Source organism: Paractinoplanes rishiriensis (assembly GCF_016862375.1).
Classification (GTDB): Bacteria; Actinomycetota; Actinomycetes; order Mycobacteriales; family Micromonosporaceae; genus Actinoplanes; species Actinoplanes rishiriensis.
In genome coordinates this window covers 1-18,496 of record NZ_BOMV01000008.1, presented here as the reverse complement: position 1 = coordinate 18,496, position 18,496 = coordinate 1, and the positions used below count along the sequence as shown (strand labels likewise).

Sequence of the window (18,496 nt, the reverse complement as noted above, 5' to 3'; positions counted from 1 at the left end):
GCCGCCATCCCAAGGATGACGGCCATAGTGATCTTGCGAGTGGTCCAGCGGATTTGAGTCTCCCGGCGTGGCGTGACTACCGCTAGCCTTGCAGCTCAGGCGCCGGACGGGGACCGATTAGGCCACCGTGATGGCGAGGGACGTCAAGCCCGACCACCCGTTGGCGGGGCCGGTGACGGCGGCAGCGCTGCTGTCCTTGACCGTGCAGAGGGTGCTGTCGGCGCCGGTTGCGCAGGTCCAGCTGCCGCCAATCGCCGTGCCGGCGTACGCGCCGCCCGTCGGCGTGATCGTCACCGTCTTGCCGGTGGCGGTTCCGGTGCTGAAAGCGAGCGTGACGCTGTTGACGATGGTCTTCGTGCCGTCCGAGAACGCGTACGTGACGGACTCGAGCGTGGCGCCGGTAACGGACTGGCTCACGGTACCGCCGACGAACTGGGACGCACCCGCGGTGGTCGCCAGCCCGGTGCCGGTGAGGGCGGTGGTGCCAGCGGCAACAACGCCGGCCGCGGCAACGCCGCCCACCATCTGCAGAAGGTTCATGGCGCGCATTCAGATCTCCCCTGTTCGGTAACCCGGCCGGCCCTTAGGGCCCCGTTGGCTTTGCGTCCCCGGCTTGCGCCGGGTTTGCTCTTATCGACGAGCGGGCTGCTCTGTCTCGGACACCAGATGAATCGGCTCCGCCCGGCGCTCGGTGAAGGGTTGGCTGGCAATTTCCTGAAAGGATCTTCGGCGTTCTGGAACACCTGTCACATCGGCCGTGCTATGTCCCTGGCGGGCTCGCCAACCACGCTCCCGACACCGCGCCCAAGCTGTCTGAGAGAGTGGGCGCCATGGCCGAACGGGAACTCCGCGCCGACTGTGCGCGCTGCGAAGCCCTCTGCTGCGTGGCCCCCGCCTTCGCCAAATCGTCGGACTTTGCCATCGACAAACCGGCCGGCCGGGCCTGTCCGAACCTGGCTGCGGACCATCGGTGCACGATTCATGAGCGGCTCGTGGAGCGCGGGTTTCGCGGGTGCGTCGTCTTCGACTGCTTCGGTGCCGGGCAACGCCTCACCCAGGAGATCGTGAGCAGCCGGGCCGAGCGTCTCGAGCTGCTGCCGGTCGTGCGGCAACTGCACGAGCTGATGTGGCACCTGACCGAGGCGCTCAAGCTTGACGAGGCCCGGCAACTCCACCCGAAGCTCCGTCAAGCTCTGCAACAGGTGGACGACCTGGCTTCGGAGACGCCCGCCCAAATCAAGAAGCTCGACCTGGTCGCGTACCGCCATCGCATTAATCCGCTCCTGCGGAAAGCGAGTCGCCTGGCGCGACCAAACGGGCCGGACCATGACGGCAAGAACCTGATCGGGCGTCGGATGCGGGGTGCTGACCTGCGCGGTGCCAGCTTCCGCGGTGCCCTGCTGATCGGGGCCGACCTGCGCGACGCCGACCTGCGCCGGGCCGATCTGACGGGTGCCGACCTGCGCGGCACGGACCTGCGCGGGGCGGATCTGAGCGGTGTCCTGTTCCTCACCGAGTCGCAGAGGAGAGCAGCAGTCACACAAGACTCCTAGGATGAGCGAATGCAGGATGTGTCGGGTCTGGTGTGGCTGCTGACCGTGGCCGGCATCGTCGGTCTGCTGCTGTTCGACTTCTTCTTCCACGTCCGTAAGGCGCACATCCCGACGATCGGTGAGGCGGCCCGCTGGACCGGCATCTACGTGTCGATCGCGCTGCTGTTCGGGCTCGGCGTGACGATCTTCGGCGGCGGGCAGATGGGCGCCGAGTACTTCGCCGGCTACATCACCGAGGAGGCGCTGTCGGTCGACAACCTCTTTGTCTTCCTGCTGCTGCTGACCAGCTTCAAGGTGCCGCGGGCCGACCAGCAGAAGGTGCTGCTGTTCGGCATCGTCGTCTCGTTGATCGCGCGGACCGGCTTCATCGCGCTCGGTGCCGCCCTGATCAACTCGTTCGCCTGGATCTTTTATCTTTTTGGGCTGATCCTGCTGATGACCGCGGGCAACCTGCTGAAAGGCCACGGCACCGACGACGACGAACCGCCCAACAACTTCGTGATCCGCCTGGCCCGCCGGTTCCTGCACACGTCCGAGACCTACGACGGCGACAAGCTGTTCACCTATGAGAACGGCCGCCGCGTGCTCACCCCGATGTTGCTGGTCATGGTCGCGATCGGCGGCACCGACATCCTGTTCGCGCTCGACTCGATCCCGGCGATCTTCGGCCTGACCCAGAACACCTACCTGGTCTTCACCGCCACGGCGTTCTCGCTGATGGGCCTGCGCCAGCTGTACTTCCTGATCGACGGCCTGCTGGACCGGCTCGTCTACCTGTCCTACGGCCTGGCCGCGATCCTGGCGCTGATCGGCGTCAAGCTGATCCTGCACGCGATGCACGAGAACAACGTCCCGTTCATCAACGACGGCGAAACGATCCACGCCACCGAGATCCCCACCCTGCTCTCGCTGATCCTGATCGTCGGCATACTGCTGCTCACCGTCGTGGTGTCGCTGCTGAGCCCGAAGGGCCGAGCGCAGATGTACGTGGCCGCTGCCCGCCGCCACGCCAACGAGTTCCTGGACATCGAAACCGACCCGAACTACTGCGACGAGATCTTCCACCGCCTCCTGAACGAGGAGGCCCACATCAAGACCCTCCCCGAGAAATACCGGGCCAGAATCCGCGCGGAGTCCGAGCTGATGGCGCTGCTGCGGAGGGCCCACGAGGTCCACGACGAGCGGGTGGCGGCTGGGCGGTGTTACGCGCGCGCTTAGCCGGGCGGGCGCGCGTCACGGCCCGGTGCGTCCGGGTCAGCGGGTCAGCGGGAACAGCGCGCTGAGCCGGGGCAGCCGCCGGACCATCTCGGCATCGTCGTCGAAGTCCCAGCGCTCCCCGGTCGGCTCGGGGTCCTCCGGATAGGCGTACCCGAGCGCCGCCAGCGCGTCGAGAATCCCCTCGTCCTCCCCGGTCACCGCGTCATAGGCCCCCCGGCCGGCGTAGTTGAGGTCCTCCCACTGCGGCCAGTCGTCATCCGTCCACCGATCCATGGTCAACTCCGCGAGCCGCCGCACCTCGGGCACCTCCGCGAGCACGTCCGGCTCCAGCGCCACCAGCTCAAACGTCGACTTACCCAACCCGGTCAACCACGGCAGGAAATACCAGAACCCGTCCATCGAACACAGCCCCGACATGATCCGGCAGGCCGCCCCGTACATGGTCCACGTCTCAGCCTGCCGCCGAGCCTCGATAAGCCCGACCTCAAACCCCACGATCTCCGGGGCCGCCATCGAGTTGAGCCGCCAGGCAATCCAGTCCGTGCGATCCCGATGCCCCGCGGACTCCTCGATCAGCTCCCAGAATTGGATCACCCACGCAGGGTAGCCAGAACTGCAAAAGATCAAAACCAAGCAGACGTACGCGTTAAGCCAAGTCCCGCGGCAGGCCCGGCAAGTGCCGTGATCCGAACAGTTGTGGACCACCATCTCGGCCCTGTCGTCGCATGATGCGGCAGCTCATCGGGCACATATCCGACAAAAGCCCTTTAGCTGGACGCCGAGGGAAGGCATGGGCGAGCGCCGTACTGCCGGGCGGGACTTGAGATTCGCGTCTCCACCGCACCAAGATTCGGGGTTGCAAGCCAAGAAGGTGGCCGCGACCCCCGTGGTCGGCGGCGACGGTCACCGTGATTTGCCAGTCCGCGGCGGGTGGAACGGAATCGTGCGGACCTCGGGCGCTGTCTAGCGGCTCGGGTCTGTGCGGTACGGGTGGGCCAGGTCGTCCTCGGGGCTGCGGCGTGGGGCTACCGTGCGGCCGCGGGCGGAATTAGCCGCCAGGCGGGCTGCGGTGCGGCGGATTTTTTCGGCTCGGTCGGCGGCGGGGGCGGGTGCGGTCGCTGTGTGCAGGTAGCTGGAGAGGTTGGCCGTCTGCTGGTAGCGCTCCAGGTCGGCGCCGGTGGAGACCAGACTGGCCACCCGGGCTGCCAGTTCGGCGGCGCGCGCTTCGAGGTCGGGAGTGCCGCGCAAGGTGGCTTCGTCGGCCGGGCGGGCGGGGTGCCGGGTGGTCTCGGTGTCGAAGCCGGGGCGCAGCGCCTGCGGCGGGGTGGCGCCGAACTCCGGGTGACCTGCCAACGGCCAACCGGGGGTGCCGGCCGGTGGCGCGTATCCGGGCGCCGGGGTGGTGGGAACGCCGCCGGTGGCGGGCAGGCCGCTGCTGGTGGCAGCAGGGCTGGTGGGGGCCGGAATGCTGGCGGGGGCCGGAATGCTGGCGGGGGCCGGAATGCTGGTGGGAGCCGGAATGCTGGTGGGAGCGCTGCCCGCCGCCAGGATGCCGTTGGCAGCGGGGATGCTGTCGGCGGACGGGAGGCGGTCGGCGGCGTGGGCGCCGTATGTGTCGTAGCCCGAGGGCGCCTCGACGGGACCGGCCGCGTACGCGTGTGCGCCATTGTTGTGGATGTAGCCCGCCGGCGGCCGGGAGTCTGACACGTACGCCGCCGCGCCCGGGTCGTAACCGTACGCGGGAGTGCCGTACGCCGGCGTGGTGTCGAACGCATAGCCGGGGGGCAGTGGTTCCGGCGGCACGCCGTAGACCGCCGACTGGCGGGCGGTGACCGGCGGCTCGACCGTCAGGGCGCCCAGCAGGGAGATCGTCTGGCCCTCGCCGCCCTGGTAGTTGTTGAACTCGGGGCCGATCACCAGGCGGGACAGCATGCGCACGTGCGGTGCGGAGACGCCCAGCTCGACGGCGTGCTCTACGCGGTAGCGGGCGATGGCCTGGCGTAACACGTTGGCTAGGCGGTCGGCGTCACGCACCGTGGCTATGTCGCCGCCGGCGAAGACCAGGGCGGGGAACGTCTCGGCGGGGCCGGCGCAGACCAGCTGGATCTGCGTGACCGTGGCGGAGCGGCCGGTGTCGCGGTTGCCGGGTTGGACGCGCAGGTGCTGGGGCCAGGGCCAGCGCAGCTCGCCGGTGGCGCCGGTTTCGGTGTCGCGGTAGATCACCCGGTCCTCGGTGACGACGACCTCGGTCTCCTCGGGCAGAGTCCACCTGGGCAGGGAGTTTGGCTGTTCGAACGCATACTCGGCGACCGCGCACCGCCCGCTCCAGAGCACCCGTCTGCGGCCCGCTGTGCCGGCCAGGTCGGTGCCGGTGGCTGACAGGAAGTACTTCTCGGGCATGCGCCTTCCCCCCAGTCGGCGCCGCGCATTCGACGCGGTCTGGTTGATTACATCTGTGCAACATAGATGCGGACAAGTCAGCAGCCGCGATTCACACCGGATTTCCTGACGGCTACACGACAGGCCGAAAAAATGTAAGACCTTCGGCCTATTCCTGGTCACTTTCTGTTACTGAACAGACCCGCTGGTGGGGTGGGGGAGGCGACCGCGGCACCGTCGGTCACGGGTGCGGCGCCGCCGACGAATCGATCGAGATCGGTTTCCACCCGACCCGGGAACCAGTCGCCGGCGGCCCGCCGGGACAGGTCGGCGATCGGCGGCGGGGTGCGGCCGGCCAGCACCACGAGGTTGCCGAACCGCCGGCCGCGCAGCACCGCGGCGTCCGCCACCAGGCAGGCCGAGGGCAGCGCGGTCCGGATCGTGGCCACCTGGGCCTTGGCGAACCGCAGCGGCGGCCCGTCGGCGACGTTCGCGACCAGCCAGCCACCGGGGTCGAGCACCCGGGCCACCTCGCGGACGAACTCGACCGAGGTCAGGTGCGCGGGTGTCCGGGCGCCGGCGAACACGTCCAGCACCACCAGGTCGTAGCCGCTTTCGCGGATACCTTCGAGGGCGGCGCGCGCATCCGCGACGCGTACGCGAATTGATGCTTTTGCCGGAAATGGCAGCTCGCGCCGGACCACCTCGACAAGCGGTCCGTCGATCTCCACCACCCGCTGGGGCGAGCCGGGCCGGGTGACCGCGACGTAGCGCGGCAGCGTGAGCGCGCCGCCGCCGAGATGCAGCGCGCGCAGCGGCCGGCCGGGCGGCGCGATCAGGTCGATCGCCGCGGCCATCCGGCGGATGTACTCGAACTCCAGGTGGGTGGGATCGGCGAGGTCGACGTGCGACTGCGGGGTGCCGTCAAGCAGGAGGGTGTACGCCCCGGCGCGATCGGCATCGGGGATGAGCTCGGCGATCCCGGAGGCCACGGTCTCGACGATCCGGTCGGACCTCCTGCGCTGTGCCACGTGATCAGTATCGGATCCGGGATGACGGCGGGAGCGGACGGGTCACCGGTTCGAGGGACAAACTCCTGCAAAACGGTCATACGGTTGGGATCCGAGGGTCCACACTGGCGTTCGGCGAGAGGCGCCAAACGAGGTACGGAGGTGGGCGGTGTCGACGAGCGACGTGCTCGCGCAGATCATCGGCGTGGAGCCGCGCCGGCCGGCCGGACCGCCGCCGGTCGTGGCGATGCCCGCGATACTGGCCGCGGCGCAGCAGGAGGCCGGGCCCCCGCTCCGCATCCGGCGGCACGAGGCCGAGGACGGCCCGCCGTTCTGGCGCTGGGACTGCATGGGCTGCGGCGAGTACGGCGGCGGCCGGCACCACCCGGACGCGGTGGCCCGGGCGATGCGGCACTGCGCCGAGCACCCGCAGCATCGTTCGTCGCTGCTGCCACCGGCGCTGTGCCGGCAGCGGGACGCCTTCATGCCGCTGCACCCGATGCTGTTCGCCGTCGACGACGACCCGGGCCCCCCGCCCCTGGCCAGCTGAAGCCGGCGGCGCGACCGCCGACGCCCGCAAAGGCGAGCGGAACGAAAGCTAGGGGCGCGTGTCGCCCTCGCCGGTCCGCTTCTGGGCCTCGTCGACACCCCGGTCGATGTGCTGGGTGTACTTGTGCCCGGTGCGCTTGTCGACCTCGTCGCCGACCTTCTCCAGCGCCTGGTCGACCTGCTCGTCGTGCTTGTCCAGGAAGTCCTTGGCCTTGTCCAGGAAGCTCATCGGTCCCGCCCCTCCGTTGCGTCGGCTCGCCGGCCGGCGAGGATCGCGGCGACCCGGTGAATCCGCGGGTCCTCGGCGATCTGCTCCAGGCTAAGCCGCAGCGGCATCCGCCAGTTCGGGTACTCGTCCACGGTGCCCGGCAGGTTCGGCTGGTCGATCTCGCCGAGCACGTCGTAGAGCGACGCGGTGACGAACCGGCACGGCGTCCGGGCCAGGAACTCGTGCATCGCCAGCACGATCTCGTCGTCCGAGGCGCCGTCCTCGATCAGCCCCTCGGCCTGGAGCATCTCCTCGAGCTGCGCCCGGTCCCGGGCCGCGGTCCGGTGTTCGTCCTCCTCGGTGCCGGCCAGCTGACCCAGCTTCGCGCGTACCTTGACCTGCTCCGCCGCCAGGAAGCCGGCGGCGGTCGGCAGGTCGTGGGTGGACACCGTGGCCAGTGCGTTGCGCGGGTATTCGGCGGCCGGCAGGTACGGGCGTTCCGGGTCGTCGTAGTCCTTGACGAAGTAGAGCACCGCCGAGCTGAGCATGTTGGTCCGCTCCAGACCCTCGGTGACCTCGGGCAGCACCGTGCCCAGGTCCTCGCCGATCACCACGGCGCCGGCCCGGCTCGCCTCCAGCGCCAGGATGCCGAGCATCGCCTCGGGGTCGTAGTGCACGTACGTGCCCTCCGAGGCGGCCATGCCCGGCGGCACCCACCACATGCGCCACAGGCCGGCCACATGATCGACGCGCAGCCCGCCCGCGTACCGGAAAATCCTTTGCAGCATGTCCCGGTAGGCCGCGTAGCCGGTCTCGATCAGCTGGTCCGGCCGCCAGACCGCGGAGCCCCAGTCCTGGCCGAGCTGGTTGAACGCGTCCGGCGGCGCACCGGCCCGGGCACCGGCCGCGAGCACATCCTGGAGCAGCCAGCCGTCGGCACCGTGCGGGTCGGCGCTCACCGGCAGGTCGTGCACGATCCCGACCGGCATCCCGTGCTGCCGGGCGGTCTCGTTGGCGGCCGCCAGCTGCTGGTCGAGCAGGTGCTGCAACCAGATGTGGAACGCGACCCGGTCGCTGTGGAAGGCGCGGACGGCCGGCGCGTCTGGTCGCCGGTATTCGGCCGGCCACTGCTGCCAGTCCGGCCCGTGCCGCTCGGCCAGCGCGCAGAACCGGGCGAAGTCGGTGAGGCCCGGGTCGGCGTCCAGGTCGATCTCGCCGGCCAGCGGCCAGAGCAACTCCAGCGCGGCCCGTTTCGCCTGCCAGACCCGGCTGTAGTCGATCAGCCCCTCGACGTGCGGTTTCAGGGCGTCCACGTGGGCACGCAGCGCCGGGTCGGCCCGGCGGTACTCGGCCGTGTCGGCCACCCGCAGGTAGAGCGGGTTGGCGAACCGGCGGCTGGACGGCGCGTACGGCGACGGCGGCACCGGCAGCGTCGGCGTGATCGCCTGCAGCGGGTTGAGCAGGATGAGGCCCGGCTCGCCCGAGGTGACCAGGAACTCCCGCAGGTCACCCAGGTCACCCATGCCCCAGGACTTCGCCGAGTGCAGGGCGTACAGCTGGATCATCCAGCCCCACGCGTCCGGCGGCGCGGGCAGTTCGGTGGGCACCACGATGAGGGCGACGTCCTGGTCGCCGTGCCGCAGCCGGTGCCAGCCCACCGGCAGGTCGTCCGGCAGCCCGGCCGGAGCGTCCCTGGTGGTGCCGTCCTCAAGCAGCACGGTGGCCGGTCCGGGCAGCTCCCGTGCGGAGCCCTCGCGGACCACCACGGTGCCCGGCAGCCGGCCCGGCCGGTCCCGCTCGCGCACCGCGGCCAGCGCGGACCGGATCGCCCGCGGGGTGCTCGCGTCGACGCCCAGCAGGCCGAGCACGGCGATCACCGAGGCCGCCTCGACGTCCTTGCGCTTCCGATGCCAGTCCTCGTACCAGGTGGCCACGCCGTGAGCCTCGGCCAGCGTCACCAGATCCGCGTCCATCCGCACCCCTTCCACTACGTCCCACTTGCTCATACCCTGCCCGATCGAGAGCCAACGCGGGGAAAAGGGTTTGCGGAGGCCGTATTTGCGCACCTCAGTCAGGATGGGGCACATGTCTGTAGTGGTGAAATGGTGGTCCCGGGCGGCCGCGGCGGTGACCGGCGCGACGCTCGCGCTGGTGGTGCCGGTGCACGCCTGGGCGGCAAGCAACGGTGTGGCCGACGTCGCGATCGAGGCCGTGAAGGCCCGGCCCCGGCGGCGCGGCTTCGGGTTCTTCGGCGTGTTCGGCCTGATCTGCTGCCTGGCGGTGCTCGCCGTGATCGCGGTGGTCGTGCTGCTGGTGCTGCGGGGACGCAAGCGTAAGTAGGTACGGGTGTGTTCCGCGATCCTCCAACGCTGGTGGCCCGGCCCGACCTAGCGTTGAGGTATGCGGTTGCGGCCTAGGACGATCGCGCTCGGCGGGGGCATCTCCGTCGTGCTGTGCATACCGCTGGCGATCTCGGTGGCCGCTAGTGCCAGTTCCGACGTGCTGGTCTCCCGCAACCGGCCGGCGGCCGCGTCCTCCGAACGTGACGCGGCCACGCCGGCCGGTGCGGCCACCGATGCCTCGCAGGGCACCCGGTGGGTCAGCGCCGACGGGCCGGGCACCCAGTGGGTGCGGGTCGACCTGGGCGTGGTGCAGGACGTCGACCGGGTGCGCCTGCACTGGGACCGGGACTTCGCCCGGACGTACCGGGTGCAGGTGTCGGTGGACGGTGCGAACTGGAAGGACGTGTACGCGACCCGGTCCGGCAACGGCGGCACCGACGACCTGAAGCGGCTCGACGGCACCGGCCGCTACGTGCGCGTGCTGGCCCTGCAGCGCGGCCGGGACACCGGCGGCTACGCGCTGGGCGAGGTGCGCGCGTACGGGCCGGCCAGCGCGCCGCTGCGGGCCGTGGAGTCGGCCGACCGCACGATCGCCGCCGGGCTCGCCCACCCGCGCAAGAAGCAGATCGCGCTGGAGATCCTGTCCAGCGCCGAAAACTCGACGCTGAACTGGCGCGCCAACTTCGGGTACATCGAGGACATCCGGGACGGCCGGGGCTACACGGCCGGCATCGCCGGGTTCTGCTCGGGCACCTCGGACATGCTCGCCGTGGTGGCCGAGTACACCCGGCGCAAGCCGCGCAACCTGCTGGCCGGCTACCTGCCCGCGCTGCGGGCGGTGGACGGCTCCGACTCGCACGCCGGCCTCGACCCCGGCTACCCGGCGGCCTGGCGGCGGGCCGCCCAGGACCCGGTGTTCCAGAAGGTCCAGGAGGACCAGCGCGACGAGATGTACTTCGGCCCGGCCGTGCAGTTGGCCGCGGCGGACCGGCTGCGGGCGCTCGGCCAGTTCGCCTACTTCGACGCGGCGATCATGCACGGCGTCTCGGGGCTGCGCAGCATCCGGGCCCAGGCCATGCGCGCCGCCCGATCACCGGCCCAGGGCGGCGACGAGATCGTCTACCTGGAGGCGTTCCTCAACGCCCGGGCCGCCGAGATGCGCACGGAGGACGCGCACAGCGACACCACCCGGGTGGAGACCGCGCAGCGGGTGTTCCTGCGGCGCGGCAACCTCGACCTGGCCGGGCCGCTGGTCTGGAAGGTGTACGGCGACACGTACCGGACCGGCTAGGCCCAGTTGAGGGTGCGCTCCACCGCCTTGCGCCACTGGCCCAGCTCGCGCTCCACGTCGTCCGAGGGGCGGTCCGGCTGCCAGCTCGCGTCCTGCTGCCAGTTGCCCCGCAGCGCGTCGGTGTCCGGCCAGAAGCCGACCGCGAGCCCGGCCGCGTAGGCGGCGCCCAGGCAGGTCGTCTCGGCCACGGTCGGCCGGATCACCGGGACCTGCAGCACGTCCGCCAGGAACTGCATGAGCAGGTCGTTGCGGGTCATGCCGCCGTCGACGCGCAGCTCGGCCAAGGGCGTGCGACCGTCGGCGTTCATCGCGTCGACGACCTCGCGGGTCTGCCAGCCGGTCGCCTCCAGCGCGGCCCGGGCCAGGTGACCGCGGTTGACATAGCCGGTGAGCCCGACCAGGACCCCGCGCGCGTCGGACCGCCAATGCGGCGCGAACAGTCCGGAGAACGCCGGCACCAGGTAGCACCCGCCGTTGTCCGGCACGCTGCGGGCCAGTTCCTCCACCTCGGGCGCCGACTTGATCAGCCCGAGGTTGTCACGCAGCCACTGGATCAGCGAGCCGGTCACCGCGATCGAGCCCTCCAGCGCATAGACCGCGGGCTGCTCGCCGATCCGGTAGCCGACCGTGGTGAGCAGGCCGTGCTGGGAGGTGACCGGTTCGGTGCCGGTGTTCAAGAGCAGAAAACTGCCGGTCCCGTACGTGCATTTCGCCTCGCCCGGCGCGAAGCAGGTCTGCCCGAACAGCGCGGCCTGCTGGTCGCCGAGCGCCGACGCCAGCGGCACCCCGGCCAGCGGTCCGTCGGTGACCTCGCCGTACACCTCGGCGGACGAGCGGATCTCGGGCAGCATGGCGGCCGGGATGCCGACCGCCGCCAGGATCTCGGGGTCCCAGTCGAGGGTCTCGAGGTTCATCAGCAGGGTGCGGCTGGCGTTGGTGACGTCGGTGAGGTGCCGCCCGGTCAGTTTCCAGATCAGCCAGCTGTCCATGGTCCCGAACAGCACCTCGCCACGATCGGCCCGGTCGCGCAGGCCGTCCACGTGGTCGAGCAGCCAGGCCAGCTTGGAACCGGCGAAATAGGGTGCCAGCGGCAGCCCCGTACGCTCCTTGAATGCCTTTTCGCCGAAGGCGGCATCGAAGCGACGCAGCTGCTCGTCGGTGCGGGTGTCCTGCCAGACGATCGCATTGGCCACCGGACGGCCGGTCGCCCGGTCCCAGACCAGGGTGGTCTCGCGCTGGTTGGTGATGCCGACCGCGACCAGGTCGCGGCCGGCAACCGCCTCGGCCACCACCGCCCGAACCGCCTCCCAGATCTCCTCGGCGTCGTGCTCGACCCAGCCGGGACGAGGAAAGATCTGGCGATGCTCGCGCTGCGCCACCGCGACGATGCTCCCGGACGCGTCGAAGACGATGCAGCGCGACGAGGTGGTTCCCTGATCGATGGCGGCGACGTAGCTCACAGCAGCAGACGCTACCTGCGGGTCAGACTCGGCTCCACTTCTGGTTGGTGGTGCCGGCGCAGTCCCACAACTGGAGGGCGGCGCCGTTTGCACCGTTCCAGTCCTTGATGTCGACGCAGCGGTTGGCCGAGACGTTGACCAGGTCGCCGGATGCCGACAGGGTGAACCGCTGCACCGGGTTGCCGTTGCAGGTGACCAGCTGGATCGGGGTGCCGTTGCCGAGCGCGCCGCCGGCCGGGTCCATGCACTTGCCCATGGCGCGCATCGTGCCGTCGCCGTTCGGGGTCCAGCGCTGGGCCGTGGTGCCGTTGCAGTCCCAGGTCTGGAGCCGGGCGCCGTCGACCGCGTTGCCGTTCGGAATGTCGATGCAGCGGCCGCTGAAGTTGCTGCGCAGCCCCGACCCGCCGCCGGTGTTGCCGCCGCCGTCGTTGGTCCAGGCCGACACGCGGACGTAGTCGATCAGCATGGTCTGCGGGAAGACCGTGCTGGCGTCCGGGTAGCCGGGCCAGTAACCGCCGACCGCCACGTTCAGGATCATGAAGAACGGGTGGTCGAAGACCCAGGCGTTGCCGTTCAGGCCGGCCGGGGTGAGCCGGAAGAACTCGCTGCCGTCCAGGTACCAGACGATCAAACCCGGAGACCAATCGACCGCGTACGTGTGGAAGGCGTCGGCCAGCGGTGCGCCGATGTTCCGGCTGCCGCCGATGCCGCCCGCGCCGGAGTAGCCGGGCCCGTGCACCGTGCCGTGCACGACGTTCGGGGCGTTGCCGACGTTCTCCATGATGTCGATCTCGCCGGTGGTGGGCCAGCTGTTGCCGCCCAGCATCCAGAACGCCGGCCAGATGCCCTGACCCCGCGGGATCTTGATGCGGGCCTCGAAGCGCCCGTAGGTCTGGGTGAACTTGTCCGCGGTCAGGATCCGGCCCGAGGTGTACTGGCAGGTGCCGTAGTGGCACTGGTAGCCGGCCGGGTTCTCGCGGCGCGCGGTGATCGCCAGGTGGCCCTGACCGTCGTGGGCGACGTTGCGGGTCGAGTTGGTGTAGTACTCCATCTCGTTGTTGCCCCAGCCGCCACCGCCGATGTCGAACTTCCACTTCGCCGGGTCGACCGAGGTGCCGGCCGCCCCGTTGAACTCGTCGGACCAGGTGATGGCACCGATCGCGGCCTCGGCCGTGTCGTTGCGGGATGCGGCGGTGAGCCCGCCGGCCGCGGTCACCAGGACCAGGGCAGCGGCGAGCAGGGTTCGGGTTCTACGCATGGGGAGTGCCTCCGGGGAAGAGGTTGCGTTACCGGAAGCAGTCTTTACAGATAGACCGCGATCGGTCAACCGGTTCCCCGGAGGTTCGGCCCGTAGTTACACCTTTGCGAAGAGATTGGGCAGCTTGGTGGGCTCCCAGCCGGGCAGCGAGGTGTGCGCCTCGAGGACCCGGTAGGTGGCGCCGCCGAAGGTGACGAGATCGCCGGCCAGGTAGTCGACGAAGGTCTTCCAGGGCTCGGCCGCTGGTGGTGCCGGGGTGGTGGGGGCCGGTTCCGGCGTGGTCGGCTCGGGCGTCGTCGGTGTCGGCTCGGGGGTGGTCGGCGTGGGCTCGGGGGTCGTCGGCGTCGGTTCCGGCGTGGTGGGTTCGGGCGCCGGTGTCGTCGGGTCCGGCTCCGGTGTCGTCGGGTCTGGCTCCGGCGCGCTCGGCGATGCCGTCGGCGGTCCGTTCTCACTGGTGAACACCTGGACGAAGTCGACCGTCATGCGGCCCGAGGAGCGCCCGTCGGTGGCCAGGTTGAGCACCAGGCTGAGCGGCCCGCCGGGCTCCGCCCGATCCAGCCGCAGGCTCGGCCTGCCGTCGACCGTCCAGGTCACCGTCTCCGGGGTCCAGTCGATCTCGTACGTGTGGAAGTTGCGTCCCGAGGCCGGGTCGATGCCGCCGTCGATCGGTGCGACCGTGCCCTCCGGTACCCGCCGGTTCTCGTCGAGCACCGTGACCGCCCGCCACACGCCGGACGGCCGGCTGACCCGGATGCGCGCTTCCGCGTGCCCGAACCGCTCGGTGAAGCGTTCGCGGGCGATCAGCAGCCGGTCGACCACCACCTGACCGTCGCCGACCCGTGCGCCGTCGCGGCTGAACCCGCCCAGCGTCCACTTGTCGCGGTCCAGGGAACGCCCGGAGAAGTTGTCGGAGAAGCTGGCGAGGCCGAACGTGGGCGAGTTCCGTCCCCGGATCTCCGCCTCGGCCACGTCGTCCCGGGAGGGCAGCCAGATCGCCACCGTGAGACCGGTCGCGGCGACCGCGACGGCCGCCAGCGCGCGTGGTCGGAACCACCATTTGGACGTGTCGGTGCTGTGGCGTGCCTGATGCACCATGACCCCCCTATGGATAACGGCAGGCACGACTTTGTTGAGTCCGGTGCGGGGCCGCAATATCAGGACATCAGACTTAAGGCTCTCTTAAGAAAATGCGGCTGGCGACGCGGACGGTCGTCCCGCCCATACCGGTGCTCATCTGGAACGAGTCGGTCAACTCCTCGGCGAGCCACAGACCCCAGCCGCCGGGCTGGTCCGAGGGCGGTTTGGCCGGGCGGATCGGCACCGGGCCGGGCAGTCCGTGGCCCGAGTCGCTCACCTCGCACACCACCGAGCCGTCGGCCCGCCACAGCGCCACCCGGCCCAGGCCGCCGCCGTGCCGCACCGCGTTCGTGAGCAACTCGTTGACCGCCACCACGAAGTCGTCGAGGCGGTCACCGGCCAGGCCCGCGCCGGCGGCCCGGGACGCGACGGCATGCCGCAGCACGGTGATCGAGTTGCGGTCGAAGGTTTCGGTGAGCAGAACTTCGGTGCCGATGGCTTCGACGGTAGGCGACGTCTGATCTTCCCGCAGGGCGGGCCGCCCGCCGTCCACGAGATGTGGGAAGGTCACCGCATGAATCAGGGCCGGGACAGCGGGTTCCAGGCGCCGCTGTGGCGGGCCGTCGCGGTCTTCCGGATCGCGGCTCTGATCTATGTGACGATCCTGGTGGTCAACAACATCAGCGTGTACGCGCGGCCGATGCTCGCCTGGCCGGTGCTCGCCGCGATGGCCGGCTGGACCGTGTTCACCACGTACGCGTACGCGAATCCGGCCCGCCGGCGCCCGCCGCTGCTGCTCGCCGACCTGCTGATCACCATGGCCGCGATGTTCGCCAGCGTGGTGGTGGTCGGCCGGCCCGCGCTCGAGGACGGCAAGCCCACCCTCGCGGTCGCCTGGCACGTGGCACCGGTGATCGCCTGGGCGGTGGCCGGCGGCCGGCGCGGTGGCATCGCGGCCGCGCTCGCCATGGGCGCCACCGACCTGATCGTGCGCGCCCATTTCGACCAGGCGGCCTACACCGGCTCGGTGCTGATGCTGCTGGCCGCGATAGCCGTGGGCTACCTGGTGCGCCTCGCCGAGACCTCGCACGAGCGACTCCAGCGGGCCATCGAGCTGGAGGCCGCCACCCGGGCCAGGGAGCGGCTGGCCCGCGACATCCACGACTCGGTTCTCCAGGTGCTCGCCCTGGTCAAGCGCCGCGGTGCCGGCCTGGACGGCGAGGCGGGCGAGCTGGCCCGGCTCGCCGGCGAGCAGGAGGCGGCGCTGCGCAACCTGGTGGCCGGGCACGCCGCCGAGATGGTGAACGACGGCGACGAGCGCGACCTGATGGCCATGCTGGGCCCGTACGCCTCACCGACCGTGACCCTGGCCGGGCCGGCCGAGGCCGTGCGCCTGCCCGCCCCGGTGGCCCGGGAACTCGCCGCCGCGGTGGCTGCGGCCCTGGACAACGTCGAGAAGCACTGCGCCCCCGGCACCAAGGTCTTCATGCTGGTCGAGGACGCACCGGACCAGGTGGTGGTGACCGTCCGCGACGACGGCTGCGGCCTGGAACCGGAGCGGCTGGCCGAGGCCGAGGCGCAGGGCCGGCTCGGCGTGGCCCAGTCGATCCGCGGCCGCATCGCCGACCTGAACGGCACCGTGCAGATCACCTCGCAGTCCGGCGACGGCACCGAGGTGGAGCTGACCGTGCCACGCCCTAGGGTGACGTCGTGAGCACAACGACGCGAGTCATGGTGGTCGACGACCACCCGATGTGGCGCGAGGGCGTGAGCCGCGACCTGGCCGCGGCCGGCTACGAGGTGGTGGCCGCGACCGGCGAGGGCAAGCAGGCGGTCCGGATCGCCGCGGCCGCCCGCCCCGACGTCGTCGTCCTCGACCTGCAACTGCCCGACGTCTCCGGCGTCGAAGTGATCAACGGCCTGCGCGAGGCCGTGCCCGCGGTCCGCATCCTGATGCTGTCGGCCAGCGGCGAACAGCAGGACGTGCTGGACGCGGTCAAGGCGGGCGCCACCGGCTACCTGCTGAAATCGGCCGGCCTGCCGGAGTTCCTCGACGCGGTGAGCCGGACCGCGGCCGGCGACACGGTCTTCACCCCGGGCCTGGCCGGCCTGGTGCTGGGCGAGTTCCGCCGGCTCGCGGTCGAGCCGGCCGGCGCCGACCCGGCCGCGCCGAAGCTCACCGAGCGCGAGACCGAGGTGCTGCGCCTGGTGGCGAAGGGCCTGTCCTACCGCCAGATCGCCGAGCGGCTCGTGCTGAGCCACCGGACGGTGCAGAACCACGTGCAGAACACGCTCGGCAAGCTCCAGCTGCACAACCGGGTCGAGCTGACGCGCTACGCCATCGAGCAGGGCCTCGACTGAGGGCTCACCAGCTCATTCGTGGTTGGGGCTCACTCGTAGTCCGGCGCCCGGGTCTCGTGCATGGCCAACTCCTCGGCAGTGGCACCGCCGCCGGCCGCGCCCGCGTCGTAGGCCACGCTGTCCGGCTCGTCGTCGAAGCCGTAGCCCTCGTCCGGCGCCACGAGCCGGCCCACCGGGCGCGGGTCGTCGTCGTCGAGCTGGCCGTCGTCGTAGAGCGAGACCTGCGAATTGGGGTCCGAGGTGGGGCTGGCTCCCCACACATCGGCGTCGAAGTCGCGCTGCTCGGAGCTGTCCACCGTCTCGTCGACCGGGCCGGCCTGCGGCGGTAGCGCCTGCGCGGCCGCGTCGTCGGCCCCGAAGTCGGGCTCCTCCTGGCGCAGCCGATGGTCGAGCGTCTGCCCTTCGCGGGCCTCCTCGGGGGTGGTGCCGTAGCGGTTGGAGCCACCCGGCCCGGTGCCCGGCAGCGCGGCCGGGTCCGGCCCGTCGGCCCACCGGCTACTGTCCACCGAGTCGTACGCGTTCGAATCGTCATCCGCGGTGCCGGGCAGTCCGGACGCCTCCGGATCGGACACCTCGGCAGGGTAGTCGTTGTCTCGCATGTGACGGAATCTACCCGCGCAGGACCCAGGTCATGCGTTCCCGACAGTGGTGTCCTGCACTCCGTCGGGCCCCTCCGAATCCGGGCTGAGCAGGGCCCAGACCACCTTGCCGCGGGCCAGCACGAGACTGCCCCAGCGGCTGGCGACCGAGTCGATCAAAAGCATTCCACGGCCGCCGTACGCCGTAGGCGCCACCGGCACACCCGTGTAAGCGGGCACCGTCTCGGACTGATCCCGGACCGCCACGCTCATCCCGTCCCCGTGCACCGCCAGCAGCACGACCATCGGCGTCCGCGCGTGTGCCACCACGTTGTTGACCATCTCGGTGACCACGATGCACGCCGACCCCGCCAGCGCGGCCCGTCCCCACCGGGCACAGGACTCGGTGATCAGCTCCCGCGACCGCCGCGCCGCGCCCACCCGAGGTTCGAGGTCGAGGCTCACCCGATGTCCCTGCTCCGGCGCACTCAACTCGGCAAATGCCCCCGCGCTGTCCACCCGGACCGGCCATCCGCTGTCCCGCCAGAGCGACGCGTCCCGCGCGTCGAGCAGCGTCAACTGAGCCGCCGGCCAGTCCGCGGTGTCCTGGTAGACGTCACGCAGCACCGCGACGGCCCCCGGTTCGGCCACGTCCAGCCCGCCGACGTCGACCACCACGGCCTCAGGCTGCCCCGCGAGCACGTCAAGGAGCACGGAACGCACCGTGGGCGCGGTCGTAGCGTCGAGCACCCCGGCCAGCCGAACCAGCGGAAACGGCCGCCCGTCATCCACCAGGTGTCGCACCTCGCTCGACATGATCGCTCCATTGTGCATAACGCGTCCCCTTTTCGCATTTCCGCGCGTGGGAGGACCCGACCCCGTTTTCCAGCCTCATGCGTGGTTTGCCGTCAATCGGGACATAAGCGCCTGATGGGCATGGTCACGATGTACCCCGACCCCCCTTTCTCATGCACGTTTACGCCCCGCAGACCAACACCGGATCAACCAGCCCCACCAAGACAAACTCTCCCGCCCGCCAGCGGAGCCGAACAGAGCCCCGCCCCGCCGACGAGCCATCACCGCACCAGGACATGAACCCCCCGCAACGGGTCAAAGGGAACCAATCCGGCAGCCAGCTCCCCGGCAGGTGCGCACCGCCCGCCCCGTCGGCCTGCGCTCGGTTCCGGTCTGCGCCGGGTCCTGGTCTGCGCC

The 18,496-nt window shown here is 70.8% G+C and carries 18 protein-coding genes, 1 pseudogene and 1 riboswitch; of the genes and pseudogenes, 7 read left to right on the top strand and 12 right to left on the bottom strand.

Annotation, left to right across the window (positions count from 1 at the left end; all coding sequences use genetic code 11):
* Positions 1-117 precede the first annotated feature (117 nt).
* On the bottom strand, positions 118-540 hold the full coding sequence (locus Ari01nite_RS07560) for a hypothetical protein (protein ID WP_203780379.1): 423 nt from the start codon (positions 538-540) through the stop codon (positions 118-120).
* 23 nt (positions 541-563) lie between these two features.
* A riboswitch (cyclic di-GMP riboswitch) is annotated at positions 564-639 on the bottom strand.
* Positions 640-830: 191 nt separating this feature from the next.
* Between Ari01nite_RS07560 and Ari01nite_RS07555 the strand changes: the two genes are divergently transcribed.
* Positions 831-1,553, top strand: a complete 723-nt coding sequence (locus Ari01nite_RS07555) for a pentapeptide repeat-containing protein (RefSeq protein WP_203780378.1) — start codon at positions 831-833, stop codon at positions 1,551-1,553.
* 18 nt (positions 1,554-1,571) lie between these two features.
* A pseudogene (locus tag Ari01nite_RS07550) lies at positions 1,572-2,555 on the top strand (TerC/Alx family metal homeostasis membrane protein); the annotation flags it as partial.
* Between the two features lie 252 nt (positions 2,556-2,807).
* Here the strand turns inward: Ari01nite_RS07550 and Ari01nite_RS07545 are convergent.
* From Ari01nite_RS07545 to Ari01nite_RS07535, 3 genes are all read right to left on the bottom strand, one after another.
* The gene (locus tag Ari01nite_RS07545) at positions 2,808-3,365 is read right to left on the bottom strand and encodes a DUF4240 domain-containing protein (protein ID WP_203780376.1); all 558 of its coding nucleotides are present in this window, start codon (positions 3,363-3,365) and stop codon (positions 2,808-2,810) included.
* Positions 3,366-3,734: 369 nt separating this feature from the next.
* The gene (locus tag Ari01nite_RS07540) at positions 3,735-5,171 is read right to left on the bottom strand and encodes a translation initiation factor 2 (protein WP_203780375.1); all 1,437 of its coding nucleotides are present in this window, start codon (positions 5,169-5,171) and stop codon (positions 3,735-3,737) included.
* Between the two features lie 158 nt (positions 5,172-5,329).
* Positions 5,330-6,181, bottom strand: coding sequence for a spermidine synthase (locus Ari01nite_RS07535; protein ID WP_203780374.1), 852 nt, complete (start codon positions 6,179-6,181; stop codon positions 5,330-5,332).
* A gap of 148 nt (positions 6,182-6,329) precedes the next feature.
* Here Ari01nite_RS07535 and Ari01nite_RS07530 point away from each other — a divergent pair, with 148 nt between their 5' ends.
* The gene (locus tag Ari01nite_RS07530; protein ID WP_203780373.1) at positions 6,330-6,710 is read left to right on the top strand and encodes a hypothetical protein; all 381 of its coding nucleotides are present in this window, start codon (positions 6,330-6,332) and stop codon (positions 6,708-6,710) included.
* A gap of 48 nt (positions 6,711-6,758) precedes the next feature.
* On the opposite strand, the gene Ari01nite_RS07525 is transcribed toward Ari01nite_RS07530, so the two are convergent.
* Entirely contained in the window at positions 6,759-6,938 is a 180-nt protein-coding gene (locus tag Ari01nite_RS07525) for an antitoxin (RefSeq protein ID WP_203780372.1), read from the bottom strand.
* Positions 6,935-8,890 carry a 4-alpha-glucanotransferase gene (gene malQ, locus Ari01nite_RS07520; RefSeq protein ID WP_203780371.1) on the bottom strand — a complete coding sequence of 652 codons (1,956 nt, stop codon included), beginning with the start codon at positions 8,888-8,890 and terminating at the stop codon, positions 6,935-6,937. Before malQ ends, Ari01nite_RS07525 begins: the two co-directional genes overlap by 4 nt.
* Positions 8,891-9,002: 112 nt before the next feature.
* Here malQ and Ari01nite_RS07515 point away from each other — a divergent pair, with 112 nt between their 5' ends.
* Both Ari01nite_RS07515 and Ari01nite_RS50820 read left to right on the top strand, forming a co-directional pair.
* Positions 9,003-9,257, top strand: coding sequence for a hypothetical protein (locus Ari01nite_RS07515; protein ID WP_203780370.1), 255 nt, complete (start codon positions 9,003-9,005; stop codon positions 9,255-9,257).
* A 60-nt stretch (positions 9,258-9,317) separates the two neighbouring features.
* A complete protein-coding gene (locus Ari01nite_RS50820) occupies positions 9,318-10,550 on the top strand; it encodes a chitosanase (RefSeq protein ID WP_203780369.1) in 1,233 nt (410 codons plus the stop codon).
* Here Ari01nite_RS50820 and glpK read toward each other — a convergent pair.
* From glpK to Ari01nite_RS49645, 4 genes are all read right to left on the bottom strand, one after another.
* Complete coding sequence (gene glpK, locus Ari01nite_RS07505) at positions 10,547-12,010, bottom strand: glycerol kinase GlpK (RefSeq protein WP_203780368.1); 1,464 nt, start codon at positions 12,008-12,010, stop codon at positions 10,547-10,549. The two genes, Ari01nite_RS50820 and glpK, sit on opposite strands and share 4 nt — an antisense overlap.
* 22 nt (positions 12,011-12,032) lie before the next feature.
* Complete coding sequence (locus Ari01nite_RS07500) at positions 12,033-13,268, bottom strand: glycoside hydrolase family 16 protein (protein ID WP_203780367.1); 1,236 nt, start codon at positions 13,266-13,268, stop codon at positions 12,033-12,035.
* A gap of 96 nt (positions 13,269-13,364) precedes the next feature.
* On the bottom strand, positions 13,365-14,360 hold the full coding sequence (locus Ari01nite_RS07495) for a carbohydrate-binding protein (RefSeq protein WP_203780366.1): 996 nt from the start codon (positions 14,358-14,360) through the stop codon (positions 13,365-13,367).
* A gap of 76 nt (positions 14,361-14,436) precedes the next feature.
* Positions 14,437-14,877, bottom strand: a complete 441-nt coding sequence (locus Ari01nite_RS49645; protein WP_239162556.1) for an ATP-binding protein — start codon at positions 14,875-14,877, stop codon at positions 14,437-14,439.
* A gap of 42 nt (positions 14,878-14,919) precedes the next feature.
* Between Ari01nite_RS49645 and macS the strand changes: the two genes are divergently transcribed.
* Entirely contained in the window at positions 14,920-16,059 is a 1,140-nt protein-coding gene (macS, locus tag Ari01nite_RS07485; protein WP_239162550.1) for a MacS family sensor histidine kinase, read from the top strand.
* 17 nt (positions 16,060-16,076) lie between these two features.
* Complete coding sequence (locus tag Ari01nite_RS07480) at positions 16,077-16,706, top strand: response regulator (RefSeq protein ID WP_203780398.1); 630 nt, start codon at positions 16,077-16,079, stop codon at positions 16,704-16,706.
* Positions 16,707-16,735: 29 nt separating this feature from the next.
* On the opposite strand, the gene Ari01nite_RS07475 is transcribed toward Ari01nite_RS07480, so the two are convergent.
* Both Ari01nite_RS07475 and Ari01nite_RS07470 read right to left on the bottom strand, forming a co-directional pair.
* Positions 16,736-17,305, bottom strand: a complete 570-nt coding sequence (locus Ari01nite_RS07475) for a DUF5709 domain-containing protein (protein ID WP_203780363.1) — start codon at positions 17,303-17,305, stop codon at positions 16,736-16,738.
* Between the two features lie 30 nt (positions 17,306-17,335).
* Positions 17,336-18,100, bottom strand: a complete 765-nt coding sequence (locus Ari01nite_RS07470; protein WP_239162549.1) for an ATP-binding protein — start codon at positions 18,098-18,100, stop codon at positions 17,336-17,338.
* Positions 18,101-18,496: the final 396 nt, after the last annotated feature.